General features: G+C 70.9%; 20 protein-coding genes. 8 read left to right on the top strand and 12 right to left on the bottom strand.

Annotation, left to right across the window (positions count from 1 at the left end):
• Positions 1–38: 38 nt before the first annotated feature.
• The 3 genes from rplT to infC form a co-directional block, all read right to left on the bottom strand.
• Complete coding sequence (gene rplT / locus ACZ51D_RS09950) at positions 39–434, bottom strand: 50S ribosomal protein L20 (protein WP_360498361.1); 396 nt, start codon at positions 432–434, stop codon at positions 39–41.
• 109 nt (positions 435–543) lie between these two features.
• Positions 544–738, bottom strand: coding sequence for a 50S ribosomal protein L35 (gene rpmI / locus ACZ51D_RS09945; protein ID WP_030055648.1), 195 nt, complete (start codon positions 736–738; stop codon positions 544–546).
• A gap of 141 nt (positions 739–879) precedes the next feature.
• Positions 880–1,656 (bottom strand): translation initiation factor IF-3, encoded by a 777-nt coding sequence (gene infC, locus ACZ51D_RS09940; RefSeq protein WP_360498535.1) that lies wholly within the window; start codon positions 1,654–1,656, stop codon positions 880–882.
• A 478-nt stretch (positions 1,657–2,134) separates the two neighbouring features.
• On the opposite strand from infC, the gene ACZ51D_RS09935 reads away from it, so the two are divergent.
• Positions 2,135–2,512, top strand: coding sequence for a DUF1844 domain-containing protein (locus tag ACZ51D_RS09935; protein WP_360498359.1), 378 nt, complete (start codon positions 2,135–2,137; stop codon positions 2,510–2,512).
• 72 nt (positions 2,513–2,584) lie between these two features.
• Here the strand turns inward: ACZ51D_RS09935 and ACZ51D_RS09930 are convergent, their stop codons facing one another.
• A complete protein-coding gene (locus tag ACZ51D_RS09930) occupies positions 2,585–3,358 on the bottom strand; it encodes an SseB family protein (protein ID WP_360498357.1) in 774 nt (257 codons plus the stop codon).
• 91 nt (positions 3,359–3,449) lie between these two features.
• On the opposite strand from ACZ51D_RS09930, the gene ACZ51D_RS09925 reads away from it, so the two are divergent.
• From ACZ51D_RS09925 to ACZ51D_RS09915, 3 genes are all read left to right on the top strand, one after another.
• Positions 3,450–4,667 (top strand): amino acid deaminase/aldolase, encoded by a 1,218-nt coding sequence (locus ACZ51D_RS09925; protein ID WP_465616968.1) that lies wholly within the window; start codon positions 3,450–3,452, stop codon positions 4,665–4,667.
• A 62-nt stretch (positions 4,668–4,729) separates the two neighbouring features.
• Entirely contained in the window at positions 4,730–5,149 is a 420-nt protein-coding gene (locus ACZ51D_RS09920) for a hypothetical protein (protein WP_465616966.1), read from the top strand.
• A gap of 241 nt (positions 5,150–5,390) precedes the next feature.
• Positions 5,391–6,308, top strand: coding sequence for a lytic polysaccharide monooxygenase auxiliary activity family 9 protein (locus ACZ51D_RS09915; protein ID WP_465616964.1), 918 nt, complete (start codon positions 5,391–5,393; stop codon positions 6,306–6,308).
• A gap of 123 nt (positions 6,309–6,431) precedes the next feature.
• On the opposite strand, the gene ACZ51D_RS09910 is transcribed toward ACZ51D_RS09915, so the two are convergent.
• From ACZ51D_RS09910 to ACZ51D_RS09900, 3 genes are all read right to left on the bottom strand, one after another.
• On the bottom strand, positions 6,432–7,649 hold the full coding sequence (locus ACZ51D_RS09910) for a DUF2510 domain-containing protein (RefSeq protein ID WP_465616962.1): 1,218 nt from the start codon (positions 7,647–7,649) through the stop codon (positions 6,432–6,434).
• Positions 7,650–7,747: 98 nt separating this feature from the next.
• Positions 7,748–8,548 (bottom strand): 3-oxoacyl-ACP reductase, encoded by an 801-nt coding sequence (locus ACZ51D_RS09905; RefSeq protein ID WP_465616960.1) that lies wholly within the window; start codon positions 8,546–8,548, stop codon positions 7,748–7,750.
• 150 nt (positions 8,549–8,698) lie between these two features.
• Positions 8,699–10,099 carry a glutamine synthetase family protein gene (locus tag ACZ51D_RS09900; RefSeq protein WP_465616958.1) on the bottom strand — a complete coding sequence of 467 codons (1,401 nt, stop codon included), beginning with the start codon at positions 10,097–10,099 and terminating at the stop codon, positions 8,699–8,701.
• Between the two features lie 244 nt (positions 10,100–10,343).
• On the opposite strand from ACZ51D_RS09900, the gene ACZ51D_RS09895 reads away from it, so the two are divergent.
• The 3 genes from ACZ51D_RS09895 (at position 10,344) to ACZ51D_RS09885 (ending at position 13,434) form a co-directional block, all read left to right on the top strand.
• Positions 10,344–11,099: a gamma-glutamyl-gamma-aminobutyrate hydrolase family protein gene (locus ACZ51D_RS09895; RefSeq protein ID WP_465616956.1), complete on the top strand. Its 756-nt coding sequence runs from the start codon at positions 10,344–10,346 to the stop codon at positions 11,097–11,099.
• A gap of 194 nt (positions 11,100–11,293) precedes the next feature.
• Positions 11,294–12,400 carry a cation diffusion facilitator family transporter gene (locus ACZ51D_RS09890; protein ID WP_465661803.1) on the top strand — a complete coding sequence of 369 codons (1,107 nt, stop codon included), beginning with the start codon at positions 11,294–11,296 and terminating at the stop codon, positions 12,398–12,400.
• A 131-nt stretch (positions 12,401–12,531) separates the two neighbouring features.
• Complete coding sequence (locus ACZ51D_RS09885) at positions 12,532–13,434, top strand: 5'-3' exonuclease (protein WP_360498533.1); 903 nt, start codon at positions 12,532–12,534, stop codon at positions 13,432–13,434.
• Between the two features lie 86 nt (positions 13,435–13,520).
• On the opposite strand, the gene ACZ51D_RS09880 is transcribed toward ACZ51D_RS09885, so the two are convergent.
• The 5 genes from ACZ51D_RS09880 to ACZ51D_RS09860 form a co-directional block, all read right to left on the bottom strand.
• Positions 13,521–14,999: a purine-cytosine permease family protein gene (locus tag ACZ51D_RS09880; RefSeq protein WP_465616952.1), complete on the bottom strand. Its 1,479-nt coding sequence runs from the start codon at positions 14,997–14,999 to the stop codon at positions 13,521–13,523.
• Between the two features lie 226 nt (positions 15,000–15,225).
• A complete protein-coding gene (locus ACZ51D_RS09875) occupies positions 15,226–16,320 on the bottom strand; it encodes a radical SAM protein (RefSeq protein ID WP_465661801.1) in 1,095 nt (364 codons plus the stop codon).
• Positions 16,321–16,333: 13 nt separating this feature from the next.
• Positions 16,334–16,867 carry a class IV adenylate cyclase gene (locus ACZ51D_RS09870; protein WP_465616948.1) on the bottom strand — a complete coding sequence of 178 codons (534 nt, stop codon included), beginning with the start codon at positions 16,865–16,867 and terminating at the stop codon, positions 16,334–16,336.
• Positions 16,854–17,462, bottom strand: coding sequence for a hypothetical protein (locus tag ACZ51D_RS09865; RefSeq protein WP_465616946.1), 609 nt, complete (start codon positions 17,460–17,462; stop codon positions 16,854–16,856). The genes ACZ51D_RS09870 and ACZ51D_RS09865 overlap by 14 nt, the downstream gene beginning before the upstream one ends.
• A gap of 138 nt (positions 17,463–17,600) precedes the next feature.
• Entirely contained in the window at positions 17,601–18,071 is a 471-nt protein-coding gene (locus tag ACZ51D_RS09860) for an ATP-binding protein (RefSeq protein ID WP_465661799.1), read from the bottom strand.
• Between the two features lie 191 nt (positions 18,072–18,262).
• On the opposite strand from ACZ51D_RS09860, the gene ACZ51D_RS09855 reads away from it, so the two are divergent.
• Positions 18,263–19,639 carry a Tat pathway signal protein gene (locus tag ACZ51D_RS09855; protein WP_465661797.1) on the top strand — a complete coding sequence of 459 codons (1,377 nt, stop codon included), beginning with the start codon at positions 18,263–18,265 and terminating at the stop codon, positions 19,637–19,639.
• Positions 19,640–19,661: the final 22 nt, after the last annotated feature.

Here is a 19,661-nt window from a genome sequence, read left to right as displayed (position 1 = left end):
CCTGCGGGTCCGGTCAGAGCTCAACCGATCTCGGAAGATCAGGCGGCGTCGGCGGCGGCCTTCGGGGCGTTCACGTCGGCCGGCAGCGCCTTCTGGGCGACCTCGACCAGGGAGGCGAACGCACCCGGGTCGTTGACGGCCAGGTCGGCCAGCATCTTGCGGTCGATCTCGATGCTGGCGGCCTTCAGGCCCTGCACGAAGCGGTTGTAGGTGATGCCGTTGGCACGGGCCGCAGCGTTGATGCGCTGGATCCACAGCTGACGGAAGTCGCCCTTGCGCTTCTTGCGGTCGTTGAAGTTGTAGACCAGCGAGTGGGTGACCTGCTCCTTGGCCTTGCGGTACAGGCGCGAGCGCTGGCCACGGTAGCCGCTGGCGCGCTCCAGGATGACCCGGCGCTTCTTGTGGGCGTTGACTGCCCGCTTGACGCGTGCCACTTGATTACTCCTTGGGTTGGACCACGGACTACTTCACGTGGTCCGTCATTCGAATGGGTCGGGAAGGATCAGCTGCCCCGCACACGGCTCTCGCCGGGCGGGAAGGCGATCACTTGCCGAGAAGCTTCTTGATCTTCTTGGCGTCAGCGGGGGCCAGCTCGACGGTCCCGGCCAGCTTGCGGGTCAGCGTCGAGGGCTTGTGCTCCAGGAGGTGGCGGCGGCCGGCGCGCTCGCGCAGCACCTTGCCAGAGCCACTGATCTTGAAGCGCTTGCTGGCGCCACTGTGCGTCTTCTGCTTCGGCATTTCGCCGTATCTCCTCGTCGGTCCCATTCACGCCCGCGCGGCGCTGCCACACGGGCGTGAACTGGATGGATCTGTGGTGACCGGGCGGGACGCCCGTCACCCTTGGGGGCCGGTCTCCCGGGCCTCCTGGCCGGTGAAGGCTCAGGCGCCCTGGGAGGCGGCCGGCTGCTCGACCGGAGCGTCGGCCTCGGGGGCCGCGGCCTCGGCCGGGGCGTCCTGCGCCTCGGTCGCGGCGTCGTCGGTCGCCACGTCCTCGGTCGCCACGTCCTCGGTCACGACGTCGTCGGTCGCCAGGTCCTCGGCCACCTCGTCGTCGGCGAGGGCGGCGTCGGAGCCGGGGGTACGGCCCTGACGCTCGGCCTTGCGGGCGTCCGCGAGGGCGCGGGCCTCGGCCATCGCCTCGGTCTTCTTCTTGTGCGGGCCAAGAACCATGATCATGTTCCGGCCGTCCTGCTTGGGCGAGGACTCGACGAAGCCCAGCTCCTGGACGTCGTCGGCGAGCCGCTGCAGCAGGCGGAAGCCCAGCTCGGGGCGGGACTGCTCACGACCACGGAACATGATCGTGATCTTGACCTTGTCGCCCTGGTTGAGGAACCGGACGACATGACCCTTCTTGGTGTCATAGTCGTGCGGGTCGATCTTCGGCCGGAGCTTCATCTCCTTGATGACCGTGTGCGCCTGGTTCTTGCGCGCCTCACGGGCCTTCATGGCCGACTCGTACTTGAACTTGCCGTAGTCCATGAGCTTGCACACCGGCGGCCGGGCGGTCGCCGCGACCTCGACCAGGTCGAGGTCGTACTCCTGCGCAAGCTCCAGCGCCTTGGCAAGCGGCACGATGCCGACCTGCTCGCCGCTGGGACCGACGAGTCGCACCTCGGGGACGCGAATCCGGTCGTTGATGCGGGGCTCGGTGCTGATGGGGCCTCCTAGGTTGCACCTTCTGCGATGCGGCCGTCGGACGGCGGTCGCACGTAGTGGACTCGACCACTGGGCGGGGCTTCATTCGTACTGCGCTGCCCGGCACCTTCCGGCACCGACTGCACCCGCGACACGAAAAAAGCCCCGCTCGGTACAAGCGGGGCTCCACACAACCGGGGGCGACGCCCGGTGAGGGGCGCTGCGGCGACTCGGCGCCGAAGCGCCCGTCGCGGACCGGGACCCGTCGACCGCGAAGCCGATCGGGTGGGAGACTTTCGCGGTTGCCCTCTCGGGCCTCCTCAGTGGAGCCTCCACTTGCTGGCCAGGCGCCCATGCGGGATCCCGGCCGGTCAGTCTCGAAGCATACAGCGCCGGGAGGTCGAACGCTATTCCGCCCCGGCGCACTGCCTTCTCCGCGCCCCGAAGGGCCCTTGTACGCTCCACATGTACCCACACGGCACGACGGAACGAGCCCCCCTTGAGCAGCGAGCCCACCCAGACCCCCGGCACGGACGACGACGCGATCGGCTTCGACGACCTCACCCGCGACATCGCCGAGGTCCCGGCCGTCGAGGTGATCACCACCGTCGCCGTGCACCTGATGAGCGCGGCCGCCGTCAAGTGCGGTCTCGCCGAGGGCGGCGAGAAGGACAAGGACCTGGACGAGGCCCGCAAGCTGATCACCGCGCTCGCCGGACTGGTCACCGCCGGCGCCCCGGAGATCAGCAACTTCCACGCCGCCCCGCTGCGCGACGGCCTGCGCTCGCTGCAGCTCGCCTTCCGCGAGGCCTCCATCGTCCCGGACGCGCCGGGCACGGGCCCGGGCGAGAAGTTCACCGGGCCGGTCTACGCCTGAGTGTCGTCCGTGCGACAGGGGGCGCGCCTCACCCGAGGCGCGCCCCCTGATCGTTTCTGCCGCCGATCGCCTTTACCGCCGGTACAGCGGCTCCCCCGGCAGCTCGGCGCTCGCCGGCAGCACCGCGAGGTCCAGCCCCCGGTCCAGCCGCACCCGCAGCACCGGGTCGGCGGCCACTGCCTGCCCGACCCGCTGCGCGGCCGCCTGCAGCCCGGGCTGGTCCAGCGCCGGGTCGAACACCACCGCGAGCACCCCGTCCGAGCCCTCGGAAGCCGCCAGCAGCCCGGTGACCACCTGCGGCTCGGCCGCCAGCAGCGCCCGGACCGCCTCGCGCACCTCCGGGTCCCGCGCCGGCGGCAGGAACGGACGGTTCTCCGCGAGCGCCCGCAGCCGGGCGCCGGCCAGCTGGAAGGGCACCGGACCGGCCGGGTCGACCAGGAGCGTGTCGGCACGCTCCGAGAAGGCCACCATGGCGGCCTGCGGGGCGGCCACCGGCGCCGGGCGGGCGTCGGCCCGCCAGCGGGCGAGCGTCTCGAGCGAGGTGAAGGCCGGCAGCGCGCGGCGCCCGTCCGGGGCCTCCAGCACCGGGACGGCCATGTCGCTGGACTTGTCGTGCCGGTGCCCGTGCTCGTCCACCTCGACCTCGCCGAGGATCGCGACGATCGGGACCATCAGCCGGGTGGGGGTCAGCGCCGCCAGCACCTCGGGCTCGGCCGCGCGGTCCTGCGACCAGCGGGCGAGGGCCTCGACGAGCGCCGCGTCGGCGGTACCGTCGTCGTCGCCGAAGCCGGGATTCGGGATGTTCTTGCCGACGAACGCCGGGTTGGAGAAGTCTTTGCGGTCCACCCGCCCGACCCTATGCCACCGCACCCGACCGGCCTCATTTCCCCGCACGCGCCCCCTACCCACCGGTAGCCCGCTGTGGCACCCTGCGCCCATGGTGATCCTCGACGCACCCGCGCCCGCCCCGGTCTCCGACCGCCTCCGGTACGACCGCGCCACCGCCCACCTGGACGGGCCGGTGGCCGTCGTGGACCTCGCCGCCTTCGACGCCAACGCCGCCGACCTGGTGCGCCGGGCCGGCGGCAAGCCGATCCGGGTCGCCAGCAAGTCCGTGCGCTGCCGCGCGCTGCTGGAGCGGGTGCTGGCCACCGACGGCTTCGCCGGGGTGATGAGCTTCACCCTCGACGAGTCGCTCTGGCTGGCCCGGACCGGCGTCCGCGACATCCTGCTCGCCTACCCCTCCGCCGACCGGGACGGATTCGCCGAGCTGACCGCCGACCCCGAAACCGCCCGGGAGATCACCGTCGTCCTGGACGACCCGGACCAGCTCGACCTGATCGACAAGGCCCGGACCGGCGACGCCGAGATCCGGGTCTGCCTGGAACTGGACACCGCCCTGCACCTGCTGGGCGGCCGGGTCCGGGTCGGCGCCCGACGCTCCCCGCTGCGCACCCCCGAGGACCTCGGCGCCTTCGCCGAACTCGTCCAGCACCGCCGGGGCTTCCGGGTCGTCGGCCTGATGGCGTACGAGGGACACGTCGCCGGGGTGGGCGACCGGATGCCCGGACGGCCGGTGCGCTCACAGCTGATCCGGCTGATGCAGGCCAAGGCCCGGGCCGAACTCGCCGAACGACGCGCGGCGGTGGTCCGGCGACTGCGCCAGGTGGCCGAGCTGGAGTTCGTCAACGGCGGCGGCACCGGCAGCGTGGAGTCCACCGTGGCCGAGCGCGCCGTCACCGAAGTGGCGGCCGGCTCCGGGCTGTACCAGCCGCAGCTGTTCGACAACTACCGCTCGTTCCGGGGCCGTCCGGCCGCCCTGTTCGGCCAGCCGGTGGTACGCCGCCCCGGCGTCGGCGTGGTGACGGTCCTCGGCGGCGGCTACCCGGCCTCCGGCGCGGCCGGCCCCGACCGCTCGCCGGTGCCGTACCTGCCGCAGGGCCTGCGCTACGACCCGATGGAGGGCGCCGGGGAGGTCCAGACCCCCCTGCTCGGCTCCGCCGCGGACGACCTGCTGATCGGCGACCGGGTCTGGTTCCGGCACGCCAAGGCGGGAGAGCTGTGCGAGCGCTTCGCCGAGCTGCACCTCATCGAGGGCGACCGGATCGTGCGGACCGTACCGACGTACCGGGGCGAGGGGAAGACATTCCTCTGACGCTTCGTCCGGCATTGCCCTACGGTGGTGGCGACCTGAAAGTACGACCCGGGAGGGGGCGCATGGACACCGAGCTCGTGCACGAGATGGTGAGGTCCGGTGCGACGTCGGTTGCCGGCCTGATGGCCACGGCGGCCTGGAACCAGGCCAGTTCGCGGATCGCCCGACTGTTCGGGCGCGGCGAGCGGGACGAGCAGGCGAGCGCGGAGCTGGAGGTCATCCGCGCCGAGGTGCTGGAGGCCGACGGCGACCAGGAGGTCCTGGACGACCAGGCCGCGGCGATCCGCAACCGGCTGCGCGCGCTGTTCCGGGAGAACCCGCAGGCGGCCGAGGAACTCTTTGAGATCCTCTCGGAGTTCGCTCCCGAGCGGTTCAGCAAGTCGGCCGGCGGAACGTACATCATCAACACGATCGACGGGAACTCGACCGTCAACAGCGATCTCGTGATCCAGGCCGGCATCATCCACGGCATCCAGCGCTGACCTTTCCGCAGCCTTAACCAGGCCCGATGGAACGGCTAACCACCGTCCTCCATCGGGCCTTTGTGCTGCTCTGCGGCCTACAGTCCGTCAACAAGTGCTCCACGCATGGCTATTGCCATCTGGTCCAGACCAATCCTACGCTCTGGCCGGGGGTCGCGCGCCGGGCCGGCGGCTCCCGAGCGGGCAGGCGTGTCCGTTCCCCCACACTCGCCCGGAACGACGGCCAAGGAGTCCCCACCCCATGTCCATCAAGCGAAGTGCCCTGTCCGTCGGCGTGGTCGGCGCCGCGGTCCTCGCGGTGGCCGCGACCACCGCCGGCACCGCCGGCGCGCACGGCACGATGACCAACCCCGTCAGCCGGGTCGCCGCGTGCTACGCGGAGGGCCCCGAGCACCCGGTGTCCCAGGTCTGCAAGGACCTCGTCGCCGCGAGCGGCACCCAGCCGCTGTACGACTGGAACGAGGTCAACATCGCCAACGCCGCCGGCAACCACCAGGCGCTGATCCCGGACGGCAAGCTCTGCTCGGCCAACCGCGACAAGTACAAGGCGCTGGACTGGCCGCGCACCGACTGGCCCGCGACCCCGGTCAAGGCCGGCGCGTTCACCTTCCAGTTCCGCACCACCGCGCCGCACATCGGCACCCAGACCGTCTACATCACCAAGCCGAGCTACGACCCCACCAAGCCGCTGAAGTGGTCGGACCTCGACCCGACACCGGTGGCCCAGGTGCAGGTCGACCGCACCGCCACGAACGGCTACTACACCTACTCCGGCACTCTGCCGCAGCGCACCGGCCGCCAGCTGCTGTACATGGTCTGGCAGCGCAGCGACAGCCCGGAGGCGTTCTACAGCTGCTCCGACGTCGACTTCGGCTCGAGCACCGCCGCTGCCGCCCCGGCACTCGCCGCGCAGGCCCCGGCCGCGCCGAGCGACGCCCAGATCGCGGCCGACGCGCCCAGGTCCACGGTCGCCCACCACGGCCACGGCGGGGACCCGAACGCCCCGGCCGGCCAGATCGTCCCGACCACCTCCGCCGCCGTGGCCGGCACCTCGGCCACCGGTCCGCTGCTGCTCGCCGGCGCCGCCGCGATCGGCGTCGGGTGGGCGGGCATGGTGCTCCGGCGCCGCCGCGTCGAGGCTGTTCGACGCGACGCCTGACGCCGGAGGCGGGGCCGGGCCGGTCACACCCCCGTCCGGCCCGGTTCCGTCACCGCATGACGGCGGCGGCCCACCCGGGGTTTCCCTCCCGGGTGGGCCGCCGCTGTGTGAGGAGCGCGGGGCTCAGGTGGTGGTGCCCCCGGTCCCGTCGGTGCCCCCGGTGCCACCGGGGCCGGAGCCCGCGCTGCCGCCCGGGCCGGTGCCGGGCATCCCGGGAATGCTCGGGATCTTGCCCTTGAAGTCGGTGATGCCCTTGACGATGGTGTCCATCACGGCGACGTCCGGCGCCTTGTCGGCGATGTCGAAGCCGAAGTGCACCGAGACCAGCGACTTGCCGTCGGCGGACGGGAAGACCACGGTCTCCACGTAGCCGTTGTTGCCCTTGGGCGCGTCCACCTTCCAACGGACCAGGTAGCCGTCCTGGCCGTTGACCTTGACCGCCTCGGACTTGAGCTCCTGGTGCCCGGTGATGTTGCCGTACGACTCCTTGGCGACCTTCGCGATGTCGGCCTTGGCCGCCGTCTGGGCGTCGGTGCCGCCACCGTCGATCCGGCCGGTGTTCACCCCGCCGAGGGTACAGTCGCCACTGCCGTCGGGGCAGGCGTAGGAGCCGACGGTGATCATGGCGTAGCCGTCGCCGGTGGTGCCGGCCTGCCAGCCGTTCGGGACCGGCAAGGTGAGGCGGTTCACCACGTCGATCGCCGTGTCGGCGCCGGGCCGGACCTTGCCGTTCCCGTTGCCCTTGCCGTTGCCCTTGCCGTCCCCGCTGCTCCCGTTGCCGCCACCGCCGTTGCCACCATTGCCGTTGCCACCATTGCCACCGCCCGGGTAGCCGTCCCACGGCCCATAGGCGCCTCGCGGGGTGTGCTGGGCGATCGGCTTGGGCTTGTCCCCGTGGCCGTCCATCGCGAGGTAGGTGATCCCCGAGCCCGCGCCCAGGCCGAGCAGGGCGGCGGCGACGGTCGCCACGACCAGCTTGGACGGCTTGCGCCGGGGCTTGCGCGGCGGCAGCGGTGAACCGAAGGCGGCGCCGAAGGGCGGCGGCTCCGGATAGCGGACGGTCGGGCCGCTGCCCAGGACTTCGCCCTCCAGCACCCGGGTCTGATCGGTCGCCCCCGGATCGCCGGCCTCCGGGGCCGCCGGGCCCTCCGGGGTGTCCGGGCCCTCCGGGGCGCCGGGTGCCGCAGCATCGGCCGCGGGAGCGGTCGAGTCCGGGGCGTCCGAGGGCGTGGGCCGGGTGTCGGCTGTCCAGCCCTTGCCGTCCCACCACCGCTGCGGCCTCGGGTCACCGGTGGGGTCCTTCGGATCCGGGTACCACCCGGCGGGAATCTGCTCGCTCACAGCAGAGAATCTAAAGGCAGCCGGATAAGCGCGAAATCAGCGCGGCACGGAATTCCCCCGGTTTTCGATGAAATTACGGTGAGAAGCAGCGCACCGGACTACAACGGGGTGACGTACGCCCCGGAGATCCCGCCGTCGACCAGGAACTCGCTCGCGGTGATGAACGAGGAGTCGTCGCTCGCCAGGAAGGCCACCGCGGCGGCGATCTCCTCGGCCCGGGCGAACCGACCGAGCGGAATGTGCACCAGCCGGCGGGCGGCCCGCTCCGGGTCCTCGGCGAACAGCTCGCGCAGCAGCGGGGTGTCCACCGGCCCCGGGGAGAGCGCGTTGACCCGGATCCCCTCACGGGCGAACTGCACGCCCAGCTCGCGGGACATCGCGAGCACCCCGCCCTTGGAGGCGGTGTAGGAGATCTGCGAGGTGGCCGCGCCCATCCGGGCCACGAAGCTGGCGGTGTTGATGATCGAGCCACGCCCGTGCCGGCGCATGTACGGCAACGCGGCCTTGCAGCACAGGTAGACGCTGGTCAGATTGACCTCCTGGACCCGCTTCCAGGCGTCCAGGCCGGTGGTCAGGATCGAGTCGTCCTCCGGCGGCGAGATGCCCGCGTTGTTGAAGGCGACGTCCACACTGCCGCAGGTCTCGTACGCCTCGTCGAACAGCGCCTCGACCATGTACGGGTCGGTGACATCGGTGTGCACGAACAGCCCGCTGACCTCCTTGGCGGCGGCCCGCCCGGTCTCCTCGTCGAGGTCGGCGCAGACCACCTTCGCCCCCTCCGAGGCGAGCCGGCGGGCGGCGGCCAGGCCGATGCCGCTGCCCGCGCCGGTGACCACGGCGGTGCGGCCGACCAGCCGGCGGCAGACCACCTCGTCCCGCGCGGCGTGCTTCTCGCTCATCGGGCTGTCACTCCTCGCTCTGGATGAAGACGTTCTTGGTCTCGGTGACGCGGCGCAGCACGTCCGGCCCCCGCTCGCGGCCCACCCCGGACTCGCCGAAGCCGCCCAAGGGTGTCCAGTCGGTCATGCGTCACGTCCGTCGGTCACGCGTCACATCCGTTCGAAGGATCGGTAGCGCTCCCAGTCGGTGACGGCGCCGTCGTAGGCGGCCTGCTCGACCCGGGCCATGTTCAGGTAGTGGTCGACCACGTCGTCGCCGAAGGCCTCCCGGGCCAGTTCGCTCTCCGCCCACAACGCGGCGGCCTCGCGCAGCGATCCGGGCACCCGGGCGTACTCCTCGACCGCGTAGGCGTTGCCCAGGCAGGGCGTGGGCAGCTCCAGCTTGCGCTGCAGCCCGTGCAGGCCGGCCGCGATCATCCCGGCCACGGCGAGGTACGGGTTGACGTCGCCGCCGGGCACCCGGTTCTCCATCCGCAGGCCGGGGCCGTGGCCGACCACCCGGTAGGCGCAGGTGCGGTTGTCCCGGCCCCAGGCGACGGCGGTCGGGGCGAAGGAACCCGGGCGGTAGCGCTTGTAGGAGTTGATGTTCGGGGCGTAGAGCACGCTGAACTCGCGCAGCGCCGTCAGCTGGCCGGCCAGGAAGTGCCGCATGGTGTCGGTCATCCGGCCGTCCCGGTCGGCGAAGGCGGGGGCGCCGACGGCGTCGCGCAGCGAGAGGTGGATGTGGCAGCTGTTGCCCTCGCGCTCGTCGTACTTGGCCATGAAGGTGAGCGCGCAGCCCAGTTGGGCGGCGATCTCCTTGGCCCCGGTCTTGTAGACGCTGTGCTGGTCGCAGGTGGTGAGGGCGTCGGTGTAGCGGAAGGCGATCTCGTGCTGGCCGAGGTTGCACTCGCCCTTGGCGGACTCCACGACCAGGCCGGCGCCGGCCATCTCGTTGCGGATCCGGGAGAGCAGCGGCTCGACCCGGGCGGTGCCCAGCATCGAGTAGTCCACGTTGTAGAGGTTCGCCGGGGTCAGGCCGCGGTAGCCGCCGAGCCAGGCCTGCTCGTAGGTGTCGCGGAAGACCAGGAACTCCAGTTCGGTGCCGATGTCGGCGGCCAGGCCGTACTCGGCGAGCCGGGCGATCTGGCGGCGCAGCAGTTGGCGCGGGGCGGCATCCACCGGGTGGCCGCCGTGCCGGGCCAGGTCGGCGGTGACCTGGGCGGTGCCGGGCTGCCAGGGGGTCAGCCGCAGGGTGCCCAGGTCGGGGCGCATCGCGAAGTCGCCGTAGCCGGTGGCCCAGGACGAGAAGGCGTAGCCGTCCACGGTGTTCATGTCGACGTCGACGGCCAGCAGGTAGTCGCAGGCCTCGGCGCCGTGCTCGGCGACTTCGTCGAGGAAGAACCGGGCGGCGAAGCGCTTGCCCTGCAGCCGGCCCTGCATGTCGGTGAAGGCGAGTGCCACGGTGTGCACCTTGCCGGCGTCCACCAGGGTGCGCAGCTCGTCCAGGGTCAGCGGCGGCCGGGGCGGCGGCCCCGCGGCGGCGTTCCCGGGTGCGGCGTTCTCGGACATGACGGAACCCTCCTTCCTCGTGTCCTGGGTGGTCTCGATGGTCTAGGTGGTCTCGATGGTCTCGGTGGTCTGGTGGCCCGGATGGCCGTGACGACCTCGAACCCGTCGATCACTCTTCGAGATCAAGCAGTCACAGCGAACCGTACGGCCTGCGCCTCGCGGGGCGGAAGAGGGCAGGCGTGTGTGGCGCGCCGATATGCGTGGTTGACGGGGTATCGGGCGGTTCGGGAGGAGAATGCGCGCCATGGATCGCAGGCCTTTGATCGGTGTCAGCACCTACCTGGTGGACGCGAGTTGGAGCCACTGGCGGAGCCGTCGGGTCGCTCTCGTCCCCGAGCGGTACACCGCGTACGTCCGGGACTCCGGCGGGGTCGCCGTCCTGCTGCCGCCCGACGCCCCGGAGCGCGCGCCGGAGGTGCTGGCCCGGCTGGACGCGCTGGTCATCGCGGGCGGGCCGGACATCGACCCGGCGTACTACGGGGAGCCGGCCCATCCGGCGACCGAGGTGGACTCGCCGGAGCGGGACGTCTGGGAGGTCGCGCTGCTGCGGGCCGCGCTGGCGGCGGGGATGCCGCTGCTGGCCGTCTGCCGCGGGATGCAGGTCCTGAACGTGGTGTGCGGGGGCACGCTGGTGCAGCACCTGCCGGACGTGGTGCCGGTGGACGTGCACGGCGGCTCGCCGGGGAAGTACGGCTCGCACCCGGTGCGGCCGGTGCCGGGGACGCTGCTGGGCGGGCTGCTGCCGGAGTGCGAGCTGGAGGTACCGACCTTCCACCACCAGGCCGTCGACCGGGTCGGGACGGGCCTGCGGGTGAGCGCCCACGCGCCGGACGGCACGGTGGAGGCGCTGGAGGGGCCCGGCTTCACGCTCGGGGTGCAGTGGCATCCGGAACAGGGGGACGACCTGCGGCTGATGCGGGCCCTGGTTCGGGCGGCCACCGCCGCGGCCCTGGACGCGGTGGCGCTGGACCCGGCCTTGGACATGGCGGCGCTGGGATAGCTCAACTGGGCGCGGGCGCAGGGGATTTCTGCTGGTCGGACGGCTGCGGCGTGCGCCGGGTAAAGCCACCCGAACGGCAACGACAACGGTCACCAGTACAGCCTTTGGATCTTTGTCGATTCTGCGGTTCACTTCGGTTGCAGGGCGGTCGCGCCGCGCCCCTGTTCCCATCCGTGCGCCCAGAGAGGACTTCCATGGCCAGGCCCGAGCATTCGCACGATGATCATGCGCATGACCACCAGCCGTCGAACGGGGACGGGCACGCGCACGGTCACGGCGGACATGGCAGCCATGGCGGACACGGCAGCCACGGCGGGCACGGCGGCCACGGTGGGCACTCGCACGGCGTCTCCGCCGACGCGGACCGCCGCTGGCTGCTCAGCGCCCTCGCCCTGATCGTCGTCTTCATGGCCGGCGAGGTCGTGGTCGGCTTCGCCGCCAAGTCCCTCGCGCTGATCTCCGACGCGGCCCACATGCTCACCGACGCCGCCTCGATCGTGCTCGCCCTGATCGCGATGCGGCTCGCCGCCCGCCCGGCCCGCGGCGGCTACACCTACGGCCTCAAGCGCGCCGAGATCCTCTCCGCGCAGGCCAACGGCGTCACCCTGCTGGTGCTCTCGGCCTGGCTGGGCTACGAGGCGGTCACCCGGCTGATCTCGCCTCCCGCGGTCACCGGCTCGCTGGTGCTGGTCACCGCGCTGATCGGGATCGTGGTCAACCTCGCGGCCACCTGGTGCATGTCCAAGGCCAACCGCACCTCGCTCAACGTCGAGGGCGCCTTCCAGCACGTCCTCACCGACCTGTACGCCTTCATCGCCACCGCCGTCGCCGGTCTGATCATCCTGACCACCGGCTTCGCCCGCGCCGACGCGATCGCCTCGCTGATCGTCGTCGCGCTGATGCTCAAGGCCGGCGTCGCACTGGTCCGGGAGTCCGGGCGGATCTTCCTGGAAGCCGCCCCGGCCGGGATCGACCCGGACGCGGTGGCCGACCGGATGGTCACCGAGCCGCTGGTCGAAGAGATCCACGACCTGCACATCTGGGAGATCACCTCCGGCCAGCCGGCGCTGTCCGCGCACATCCTGGTCACCCCCGGCGGCGACTGCCACGCCGTCCGGCGCCAGCTCCAACGCCGGCTCGCCGACGAGTACGGGATCACCCACAGCACCCTCCAGGTCGACCACGTCGGCGAGGACGAGGCGGGCGCACTGCTGCAGATCGCGGCCCCGGGCGACACGGCCGCCGAGCACTGTGCCGACGCCCACGGCCCGGTCCACCGCTCCGGGCCGCACGAGCACTGACGGCGCACGAGCGCTGACGGCACACGAACGCCGACGCCGCACGGGCACGGGCAGTGGCGCCGCACGGGCACCGAGGCCCTCCGATGTCACCCTCGTACGGCATGATCGGAGGCGTGACCGCACCGCGACTGATGCTGCTCGACTCCGCCAGCCTGTACTTCCGGGCCTACTACGGCGTACCGGACACCCTGCGCTCGCCGCAGGGCGAGCCGGTCAACGCCGTCCGCGGCCTGCTGGACTTCATCGCCCGGCTGGTCCACGACCACCGCCCCGACGAACTGGTCGCCTGCATGGACGCCGACTGGCGCCCCCAGTGGCGCGTCGACCTCGTCCCCTCGTACAAGACCCACCGGGTCGCCGAGGCCGCCGAGGACGGCGAGGAGGAGGTGCCCGACACGCTGGCCCCGCAGGTCCCGGTGATCGAGCAGGTGCTGGACGCGCTCGGCATCGCCCGGGTCGGCTCCCCCGGCTACGAGGCCGACGACGTGATCGGCACCCTCACGGCCCGCGCCAAGGGGCCGGTGCAGATCGTCACCGGGGACCGCGACCTCTTCCAGCTGGTCGACGACGCCCGCGGGATCACCGTGCTCTACCCCGTCAAGGGCATGGGCAACCTCCAGGTCACCGACGACGCCCTGCTGCTCGAGAAGTACGGCGTGCGCGGCGCCCGGTACGCCGACATGGCCGCCCTGCGCGGAGACCCGTCGGACGGCCTGCCCGGCGTCAAGGGCATCGGCGAGAAGACCGCCACCCAGCTGATCAACGAGTACGGGGACCTCGCCGGCATCCGCGCCGCCGCCCTCGACCTCGCCTCCAAGCTCACCCCCGCCCGCCGCCGCAACATCGTCGAGGGCTCCGCCTACCTCGACGTCGCCCCGAAGGTGGTCCGGGTCGCCGACGACGCTCCCCTGCCCGCCTTCGACCCGGCCCTCCCCCGCGAACCCCTCGACCCGATGACCCTCGAGGAACTCGCCACCCGCTGGGGCCTCGGCACCTCCCTCGACCGCGTCCTGGAAGCCCTGGCGACGCGCTGAGCAGCCCGACACGAAGGGCCCGCCGCACTCGGTGCGGCGGGCCCTTTCGGTCGGACGGGGGCGTCCGGGATGTTGGCGTCACGCGGTCAGGCGGTGACCCGTTCGGCCTGCTCCGCCTGGAGACCGGCGGGCTGCTCGGCGCCGGCGGAGGTGTTCTCCCGCGGCGTGGGAAGCACGGCCATGATCACGCCGGAGATCACGATGGTCGCCGCCCAGGCGAGCCCGTACTTGCCGACGAAAGTGCCGGAGAACGGGCCGGCGAACCAGTCGCACTTGGTGAAGGCGAGCCCGATCAGCAGCGCGAGCACCCAGGACACCATCGCCTGCCAGCAGAAGCCGCCCACGTACCAGTACCGGCTGCTCCGGCCGGTGTCCATCAGCGCGGCGGCGTCGTAGCGCACCGCGCGCGAGCGGCGCCGGAACATGTCCACCGCGTAGACGCCGATCCAGGCCGAGAAGGAGACGGCCAGCAGGATCAGGAAGGTGATGAAGGAGCCCAGGAAGCTCTTGGCGACCAGCATCAGCAGCAGGCCGCCGACCAGCGAGATCACGGCGTTGATGCTGACGGCCATGGCGCGCGGCAGCTTGACGCCCATGGTCTGCGCGGTGAAGCCGGCCGAGTACATGGAGAGGCTGTTGATCAGCAGCATGCCGACGATCGCGGTCAGCAGGTAGGGCACGGCCAGCCAGGTCGGCAGCAGGTCGCCGAGGAAGGAGACCGGGTCCGCGGCCTCGGCCAGGCCCGGCGAGGCCACCGCCATCACGGCACCCATCAGCACCATCGGCACCATCACCAGGCCGGCGCCGGAGACCGTCACGCCGACGATCTTCCGGCCGGAGGCGGCGTGCGGCAGGTAGCGGGCGAAGTCCGGGCCGGTGGGGACCCAGCTGATGCCACCGGCGGCGATGGTCCCGATGCCGGCGATCATCATCGCGGTGGTGCCCGCGGGCTTGGCGAAGACCTCGCTCCAGTGCATGGTCGCGACCAGGTAGCCCAGCACCAGGACACTGAAGATGCCGAAGAGGTACGTCGACCAGGTGTTGCAGACGTTCAGCGCCTTCCGGCCCATGCCGGAGACCAGGAAGGTGCAGGCGACGAAGACGAAGAGCGTGACGACGATCAGCACGGTGTTGCTCTTGACGCCGAAGAGCAGGTCAAGGACGGTCAGCACGGCGTAGGCACCGGTGACGGCGTTGATCGTCTCCCAGCCGAACCGGGCGATCCAGAGGATCGCGCCGGGGAACAGGTTGCCGCGCACACCGAAGGTCGCCCGGGAGAGCGTGGCACCCGGGGCTCCGCCCCACTTGCCGGAGACGGACAGCAGGCCGACCATGCCGAAGGAGGCGAGCGCGGCGCACGCGGCGACGATCAGGACCTGCCAGAAGTTCAACTGGTTGAACACCACCAGGGCCGCGCCCATGGTGAGGAGCAGGACGCTGATGTTCGCCGCGACCCAGGTCGGGAAGAGCTCGCGGACTCTGCCCCGGCGCTCGTGGTCCGGGACGGGTTCGATACCGCGGGTCTCTATCGCGCCGTCGGTGTCGGCGGTGGACAGCTTGTCCATGAGGGTGGCTCCGTGCGTGTGAAGCGGGAGATAAATCGGGCAAATGGAACATTGATGGAACTCTTCGCGCGTAGCGCGGGAGTTGAGTCATCCTACTTTGTCCACTTCGACCCGAGCGCCGTCGGCCGCACTGCGCAACGCCAAGGGGCCCGCACGTTCGCGTCGTCGAACGTGCGGGCCCCTTGGCGTTGCGCAGCCCGCGGCCACCCGCCACATTCGGCCTCGGTCAGGCAGCGGTCCCGGACGCGCTCGTCAGCCTTCGGACCTCTGCATCCTTGAAAGCCCTCACCTCTTCCACGATCCCGCTCCTCCGCAACTCGGGCACAGGAACGCAGAGGTCCATCCGCTGGATACAGACGCCCACCATGTACTCCCCTTGATCAGTGAGGTACAGGCGGATGCCGTAGTAGCCCTCCTCACAGTCCGTGTCATTGTTCAAACGACACGACGCGCACGTACCGGGAAGCCGTACGGGCAGCAATCGCTTGACATAGACCGCCCGGCTGCCGAGCGCCCGGTAGAGGGTGCGCTCATCGGAAGTCCCAGCGGTGAACGTCCGGAGCACCGGTTCCGCGCCGACACGGGCGAGCACTTCGGAGATGGCCGCGGTCGACTCCGCTCCGTCCTGGATGCTGGTGAGCATCCGCACGTCCGCGAACTGACCGTACGACTCCACCAGGTTGACGATGCGGTCGACGTGGGTCATACCGGGGACGACGATGTTCACGGAGACCTTCACGCCGTTGGAAACGGCAGCCCGGATGGTCTGCTCCGCGGCGCGGATCTTCGTCCCGGCCAGACCCGCCGACCTGAAGCGCTCGGACTGAACGGCTCGGAGTTCTTCGGGGGTCGTGCCGAAGACGGAGACATTGGCCCGGTTGAGGCCGGCCGCCGAGCAATCCCGCATGACCTGCCGGCCGCGCTCCCCGTTGCTGGTCATTCCGACGCTCAGCCCCATTCCGGTGAGCGCCGAGACCAGCGAGGACACTTCCGTGTGGAGCGTGGGTTCCCCGCCCGTGAGGTGAACCTCGTCGGCGTCGAACGCCCTCGCCACGGTTCGCACCGCACGTCGGAAAGACATGTCCGGGGCCATCCTGGCGGCAAGGAAGCCGACCCCGTTCGTCTCGCTGTAGATCGATACGCGGCCGGTCCTGCCCGGACCGGCCGCGAAGGGCAGTTCGGTGCGGCCTCGGTGGTCGGCGGTGACGGGCGTTCCCTCGTTGTGGCAGAACGTGCAGGCCAATCCGCAGTCGTCGATCACCTTGATGCGGACAGTCCTGTCGCGGACGACCCTGACCGCCGGACGGTTGGTTGCCGACAAGGTTCGTCTCCTGTCACTCGAACGTGAGCCGGGGGATCGCCTCGATGTCGATCCCGTACCGGCGGTAGACCTTGGTCGTGTTCTCGCTGGTCAGCTCCCCCAAGGGGAGCTTCAGCGAGAGCGCGGTCGTGTGGACGTGTTCGGCGCTGTCGCCCTCGATCTCCAGGTACGGGGGGATCAGCGGCCAGTGGTCGATCTCGATGGCCGCGCCGCCCAGCGTCCAGGAGGACCGGCGGTTCTCCTGGTACGCCTTCGGCTGGTAGCCGAGCTTGCCGAGGAGCGTGTTCATGGCGTCGAAGTCGCCGACGCTCGTCTCCGTCTCGGTGACGCCGTCGATCGCGTCGGAGTGGATCTCCTTGACGCACAGGGTGACGTCGGAACCGGTGTCACGCAGCCGGACCCACGCACCCGGCCGACCGGGGATGTCGTAGACATAGCGGCGCTGGAACCGGTCACGCAGGTGCTCGGCGCCGGCTTCCGCCAGCAGGGCGCGCATCGTCTCCGGCTCGATGTTGAGGACCTTCGCCTCGAACTCAATCGCGGTCATGGGAAGTTGCCTTCCTCGATGCGGTACGGGCATGCGCGCGCACGATATCGGCGATGCCCCTCGCCACCTCCTCGGGCGTACGGCCGGTGCCGTCCACCGGCACCAGACCGAACTCCCGGTACACGCGGGAGCTTTCCGCCACGTTCGGCTCTTCCCGCTGGTGCCAGTACGTCAGCGTCCCTCGCTCGGAGCGTCGATTGAGCCGCTCTTGGCGTACGCGTTCGTCCACTCCCAGGAGGATCGGCACGTCCGGCACGAGGGCATCGCTCGGGTACTCCGGCACGCAGTCCTGCCCCATCGCCCTGTGAGTGGCGATGGTGCGCGGGAAGTAGGACTCGACCACCACCGTTCGGCCGACCTCCACGAGCGCCCGCGCGGTCTCGGACTTGATGTGGTTGGCCATCATCCACCAGTGGAACCGCGCCGACAGAACGCCGGCGGCGTCGACTTCCGCCCGCATGCGGGGGAACGTCGGCAATGCCCCGTCCGTGAGGTGAACGCCGTTGACGAACGCGGCGACCAGCGGGGCGACGGTGGTCTTCCCGCTCGCACTCAGACCGTCGAGGGTGACGAAGACCCCTTGGGTCACGTCCAATGTGAACTCCGTTTCCTTGCTCGGTTCTTCGCGGCCCCCAGGTCCAGGGGCCCCGGGGGCTCCCCGCAGGCACGCGACTCGGTGGGCGGCCTGCCGGCGGGTGTGGGGCGTCGAGGTGAGTGCGGCGCACCGTCTCCATCAGCTCGGTGAGCATGACGAGGTCACGCACCACCCGGTAACCGGATCGGGCAGGTCGATCTCGGACCAGATCTCCTTGCCACCCTCGGGAAGGTTCTCGACACCGAACCGGGACACGACCCCCATGACCAACCTCAGGCCGCGCCCACAGGTCGCCTCGTCGCTCACCGACCGGCACTCGGGCCTGCCGCCGCCCGGGTCGGCCACGGACACTCGCAGCACACCCGGGGCGGACGTCAGAGAGGCGGTCAGTTTCAGATCCGGCTGGTCGCCGCCGCAGCCGTGCTGCACGGCGTTGGTGCCGAGTACGGACAGGACGAGTTCCACGTCGCCCAGCACGTCACCGCGCTGCCGGTCGTCCAAGCCGAGACCAAGCAGCGGCACAGCCATCCGGGCCCAGCGGCGGAGCTCACCGATCCGCTCCCGTTCAGCGGTAAACCTCGTCGTGATGATGTGTGATCCGGGCTCCATGAGGGCGCCTCACTCACTCGGGGCCGGGCTTTCGGGAAAACGTCCCTGCTGCTGGCCGAACGTGACGGAACATTCGCAGTGCAACCTGTGACTGCCTTGCACGAACAGCAAACCGCCCAAGTTCGCTGGGAGTAAGGTGTCGGCTACCTTCCGCTGTTAAACCGGTTAAACGGCACCGCCAGGAGACCCCCATGGGGCGTACCCGCCAGCCCAATGAACGGCTGGGACAGCTCATCCGGGAAACAGGCCGACCGAACGAAGCCCTCGCCCGGGCCTTGTGCGCCGTCGCGGCCGGTCACAACGATCCGGCACGGCCGAGCCGGGCATCCGTCACGCAATGGGTCCGCCAGGGCGTGATGCCCTCCGGGAACATCCCTCAGTACCTCACGCAGGTGCTCACCACCTGGCTGAACCGTGACGTCACCCTGTGTGCGATGGGGTTCGGAGACGAGCAATCGGATCTACGTGACTGGGGTTTGGATACGCTGAAAGCCCTGGCGGCTCTTGGACGGATCGACGTTGACGTGGAACGCAGACAGCTCCTCCGCACGCTCACGTACTCTCTCGGAGCGCTGAGTATCCCCCCCGACAGTTGGTGGGAGCACATGGCCCGAACGGAGAGTCGCGGCATCACACAACGCCGCTCCGGCCAGGCCGATGTGGACGCCGTCCGCGAGATGGCGGGGCTGTTCTCCCAGCTCGACCAGCGCCGTGGCGGCGGGCACGGCCGCACGGCGGTCGCGCAGTACCTCCTCACGGACGTCGGAGAGTTCCTCCAGGGCACCTTCTCCTCCGACCGGATTCGGCGGGACATGTTCTCCGCAGCATCCGAACTCGCCTACCTGGCAGGGTGGACGGCGTTCGACAACGGCGAGCACCCCACCGCCCAGCACTACTACACCGTCGCCGTGAAGCTGGCGGCCGAGGCCGACGACGCCGCGATGGCCGGCCACGTACTGCGCGCCATGGCCCACCAGGCGGTCGACCTCCGGAAGCCGGACCATGCCGTCAGGGTCGCCGAGGCATCCATGGCCGGCGACCGGTACGGGCTCGCCAGCCCTCGCGAGCGGTCCCTGCTCGGCGTCGTCCACGCACGTGCTCTCGCTGCTGCCGGGCGCACCGCGGAGGCGAACGCCGCGCTCCTTCAGGCCGAGCGGGATCTGTCCGCGGCCTCGCCCGGCGACGACGAACCGGCCCGGGTGTTCTTCTTCGGCGAGGCCTCCTTGGCGCACGAAACGGCGTCGGCGCTACGCGACCTCGGCGACTTGGAAGGTGCGGCGAAGGAGTTCGAACGCAGCGTTGCAACGCGGAAGGTCGCTTCCTTCACCAGGACCCACGCGGTGACCCTCGGTCACCTGGGCCTCGTGAAGGCCCGGCAACACTCGATCGAGGAAGCCTGCACAATCTGGTCCCGGTCGCTCGACGCCATGCAGGCGGTCCGCTCCGCCCGTACCCGCGATGTCGCCCTGGGCATCCGCAGTGCTCTGTCGCCCTATCGCGGACGGAAGGTGCAGGCCATCGACACCATCGACAGGCTCGCCGCCGAGTACCTGGCGGCCACCATCTGACCCGCCGTCCTGGCGGGTCCGT

The organism is Kitasatospora sp. NPDC033851, assembly GCF_055576085.1.
Note: the sequence above shows the minus strand (reverse complement) of the source record. Positions and strands in the feature narration are given on the sequence as shown.

Bases quoted from the DNA above. Each gene is read 5' to 3' on its own strand.
- rpmI (WP_030055648.1), bottom strand. From the start codon at position 738: ATGCCGAAGCAGAAGACGCACAGTGGCGCCAGCAAGCGCTTCAAGATC.
- ACZ51D_RS09925 (WP_465616968.1), top strand. From the start codon at position 3,450: ATGGTGATCCTCGACGCACCCGCGCCCGCCCCGGTCTCCGACCGCCTC.
- ACZ51D_RS09920 (WP_465616966.1), top strand. From the start codon at position 4,730: ATGGACACCGAGCTCGTGCACGAGATGGTGAGGTCCGGTGCGACGTCG.
- ACZ51D_RS09915 (WP_465616964.1), top strand. From the start codon at position 5,391: ATGTCCATCAAGCGAAGTGCCCTGTCCGTCGGCGTGGTCGGCGCCGCG.
- ACZ51D_RS09905 (WP_465616960.1), bottom strand. From the start codon at position 8,548: ATGAGCGAGAAGCACGCCGCGCGGGACGAGGTGGTCTGCCGCCGGCTG.
- ACZ51D_RS09900 (WP_465616958.1), bottom strand. From the start codon at position 10,099: ATGTCCGAGAACGCCGCACCCGGGAACGCCGCCGCGGGGCCGCCGCCC.
- ACZ51D_RS09895 (WP_465616956.1), top strand. From the start codon at position 10,344: ATGGATCGCAGGCCTTTGATCGGTGTCAGCACCTACCTGGTGGACGCG.
- ACZ51D_RS09890 (WP_465661803.1), top strand. From the start codon at position 11,294: ATGGCCAGGCCCGAGCATTCGCACGATGATCATGCGCATGACCACCAG.
- ACZ51D_RS09885 (WP_360498533.1), top strand. From the start codon at position 12,532: ATGCTGCTCGACTCCGCCAGCCTGTACTTCCGGGCCTACTACGGCGTA.
- ACZ51D_RS09880 (WP_465616952.1), bottom strand. From the start codon at position 14,999: ATGGACAAGCTGTCCACCGCCGACACCGACGGCGCGATAGAGACCCGC.
- ACZ51D_RS09870 (WP_465616948.1), bottom strand. From the start codon at position 16,867: ATGACCGCGATTGAGTTCGAGGCGAAGGTCCTCAACATCGAGCCGGAG.
- ACZ51D_RS09860 (WP_465661799.1), bottom strand. From the start codon at position 18,071: ATGGAGCCCGGATCACACATCATCACGACGAGGTTTACCGCTGAACGG.
- ACZ51D_RS09855 (WP_465661797.1), top strand. From the start codon at position 18,263: ATGGGGCGTACCCGCCAGCCCAATGAACGGCTGGGACAGCTCATCCGG.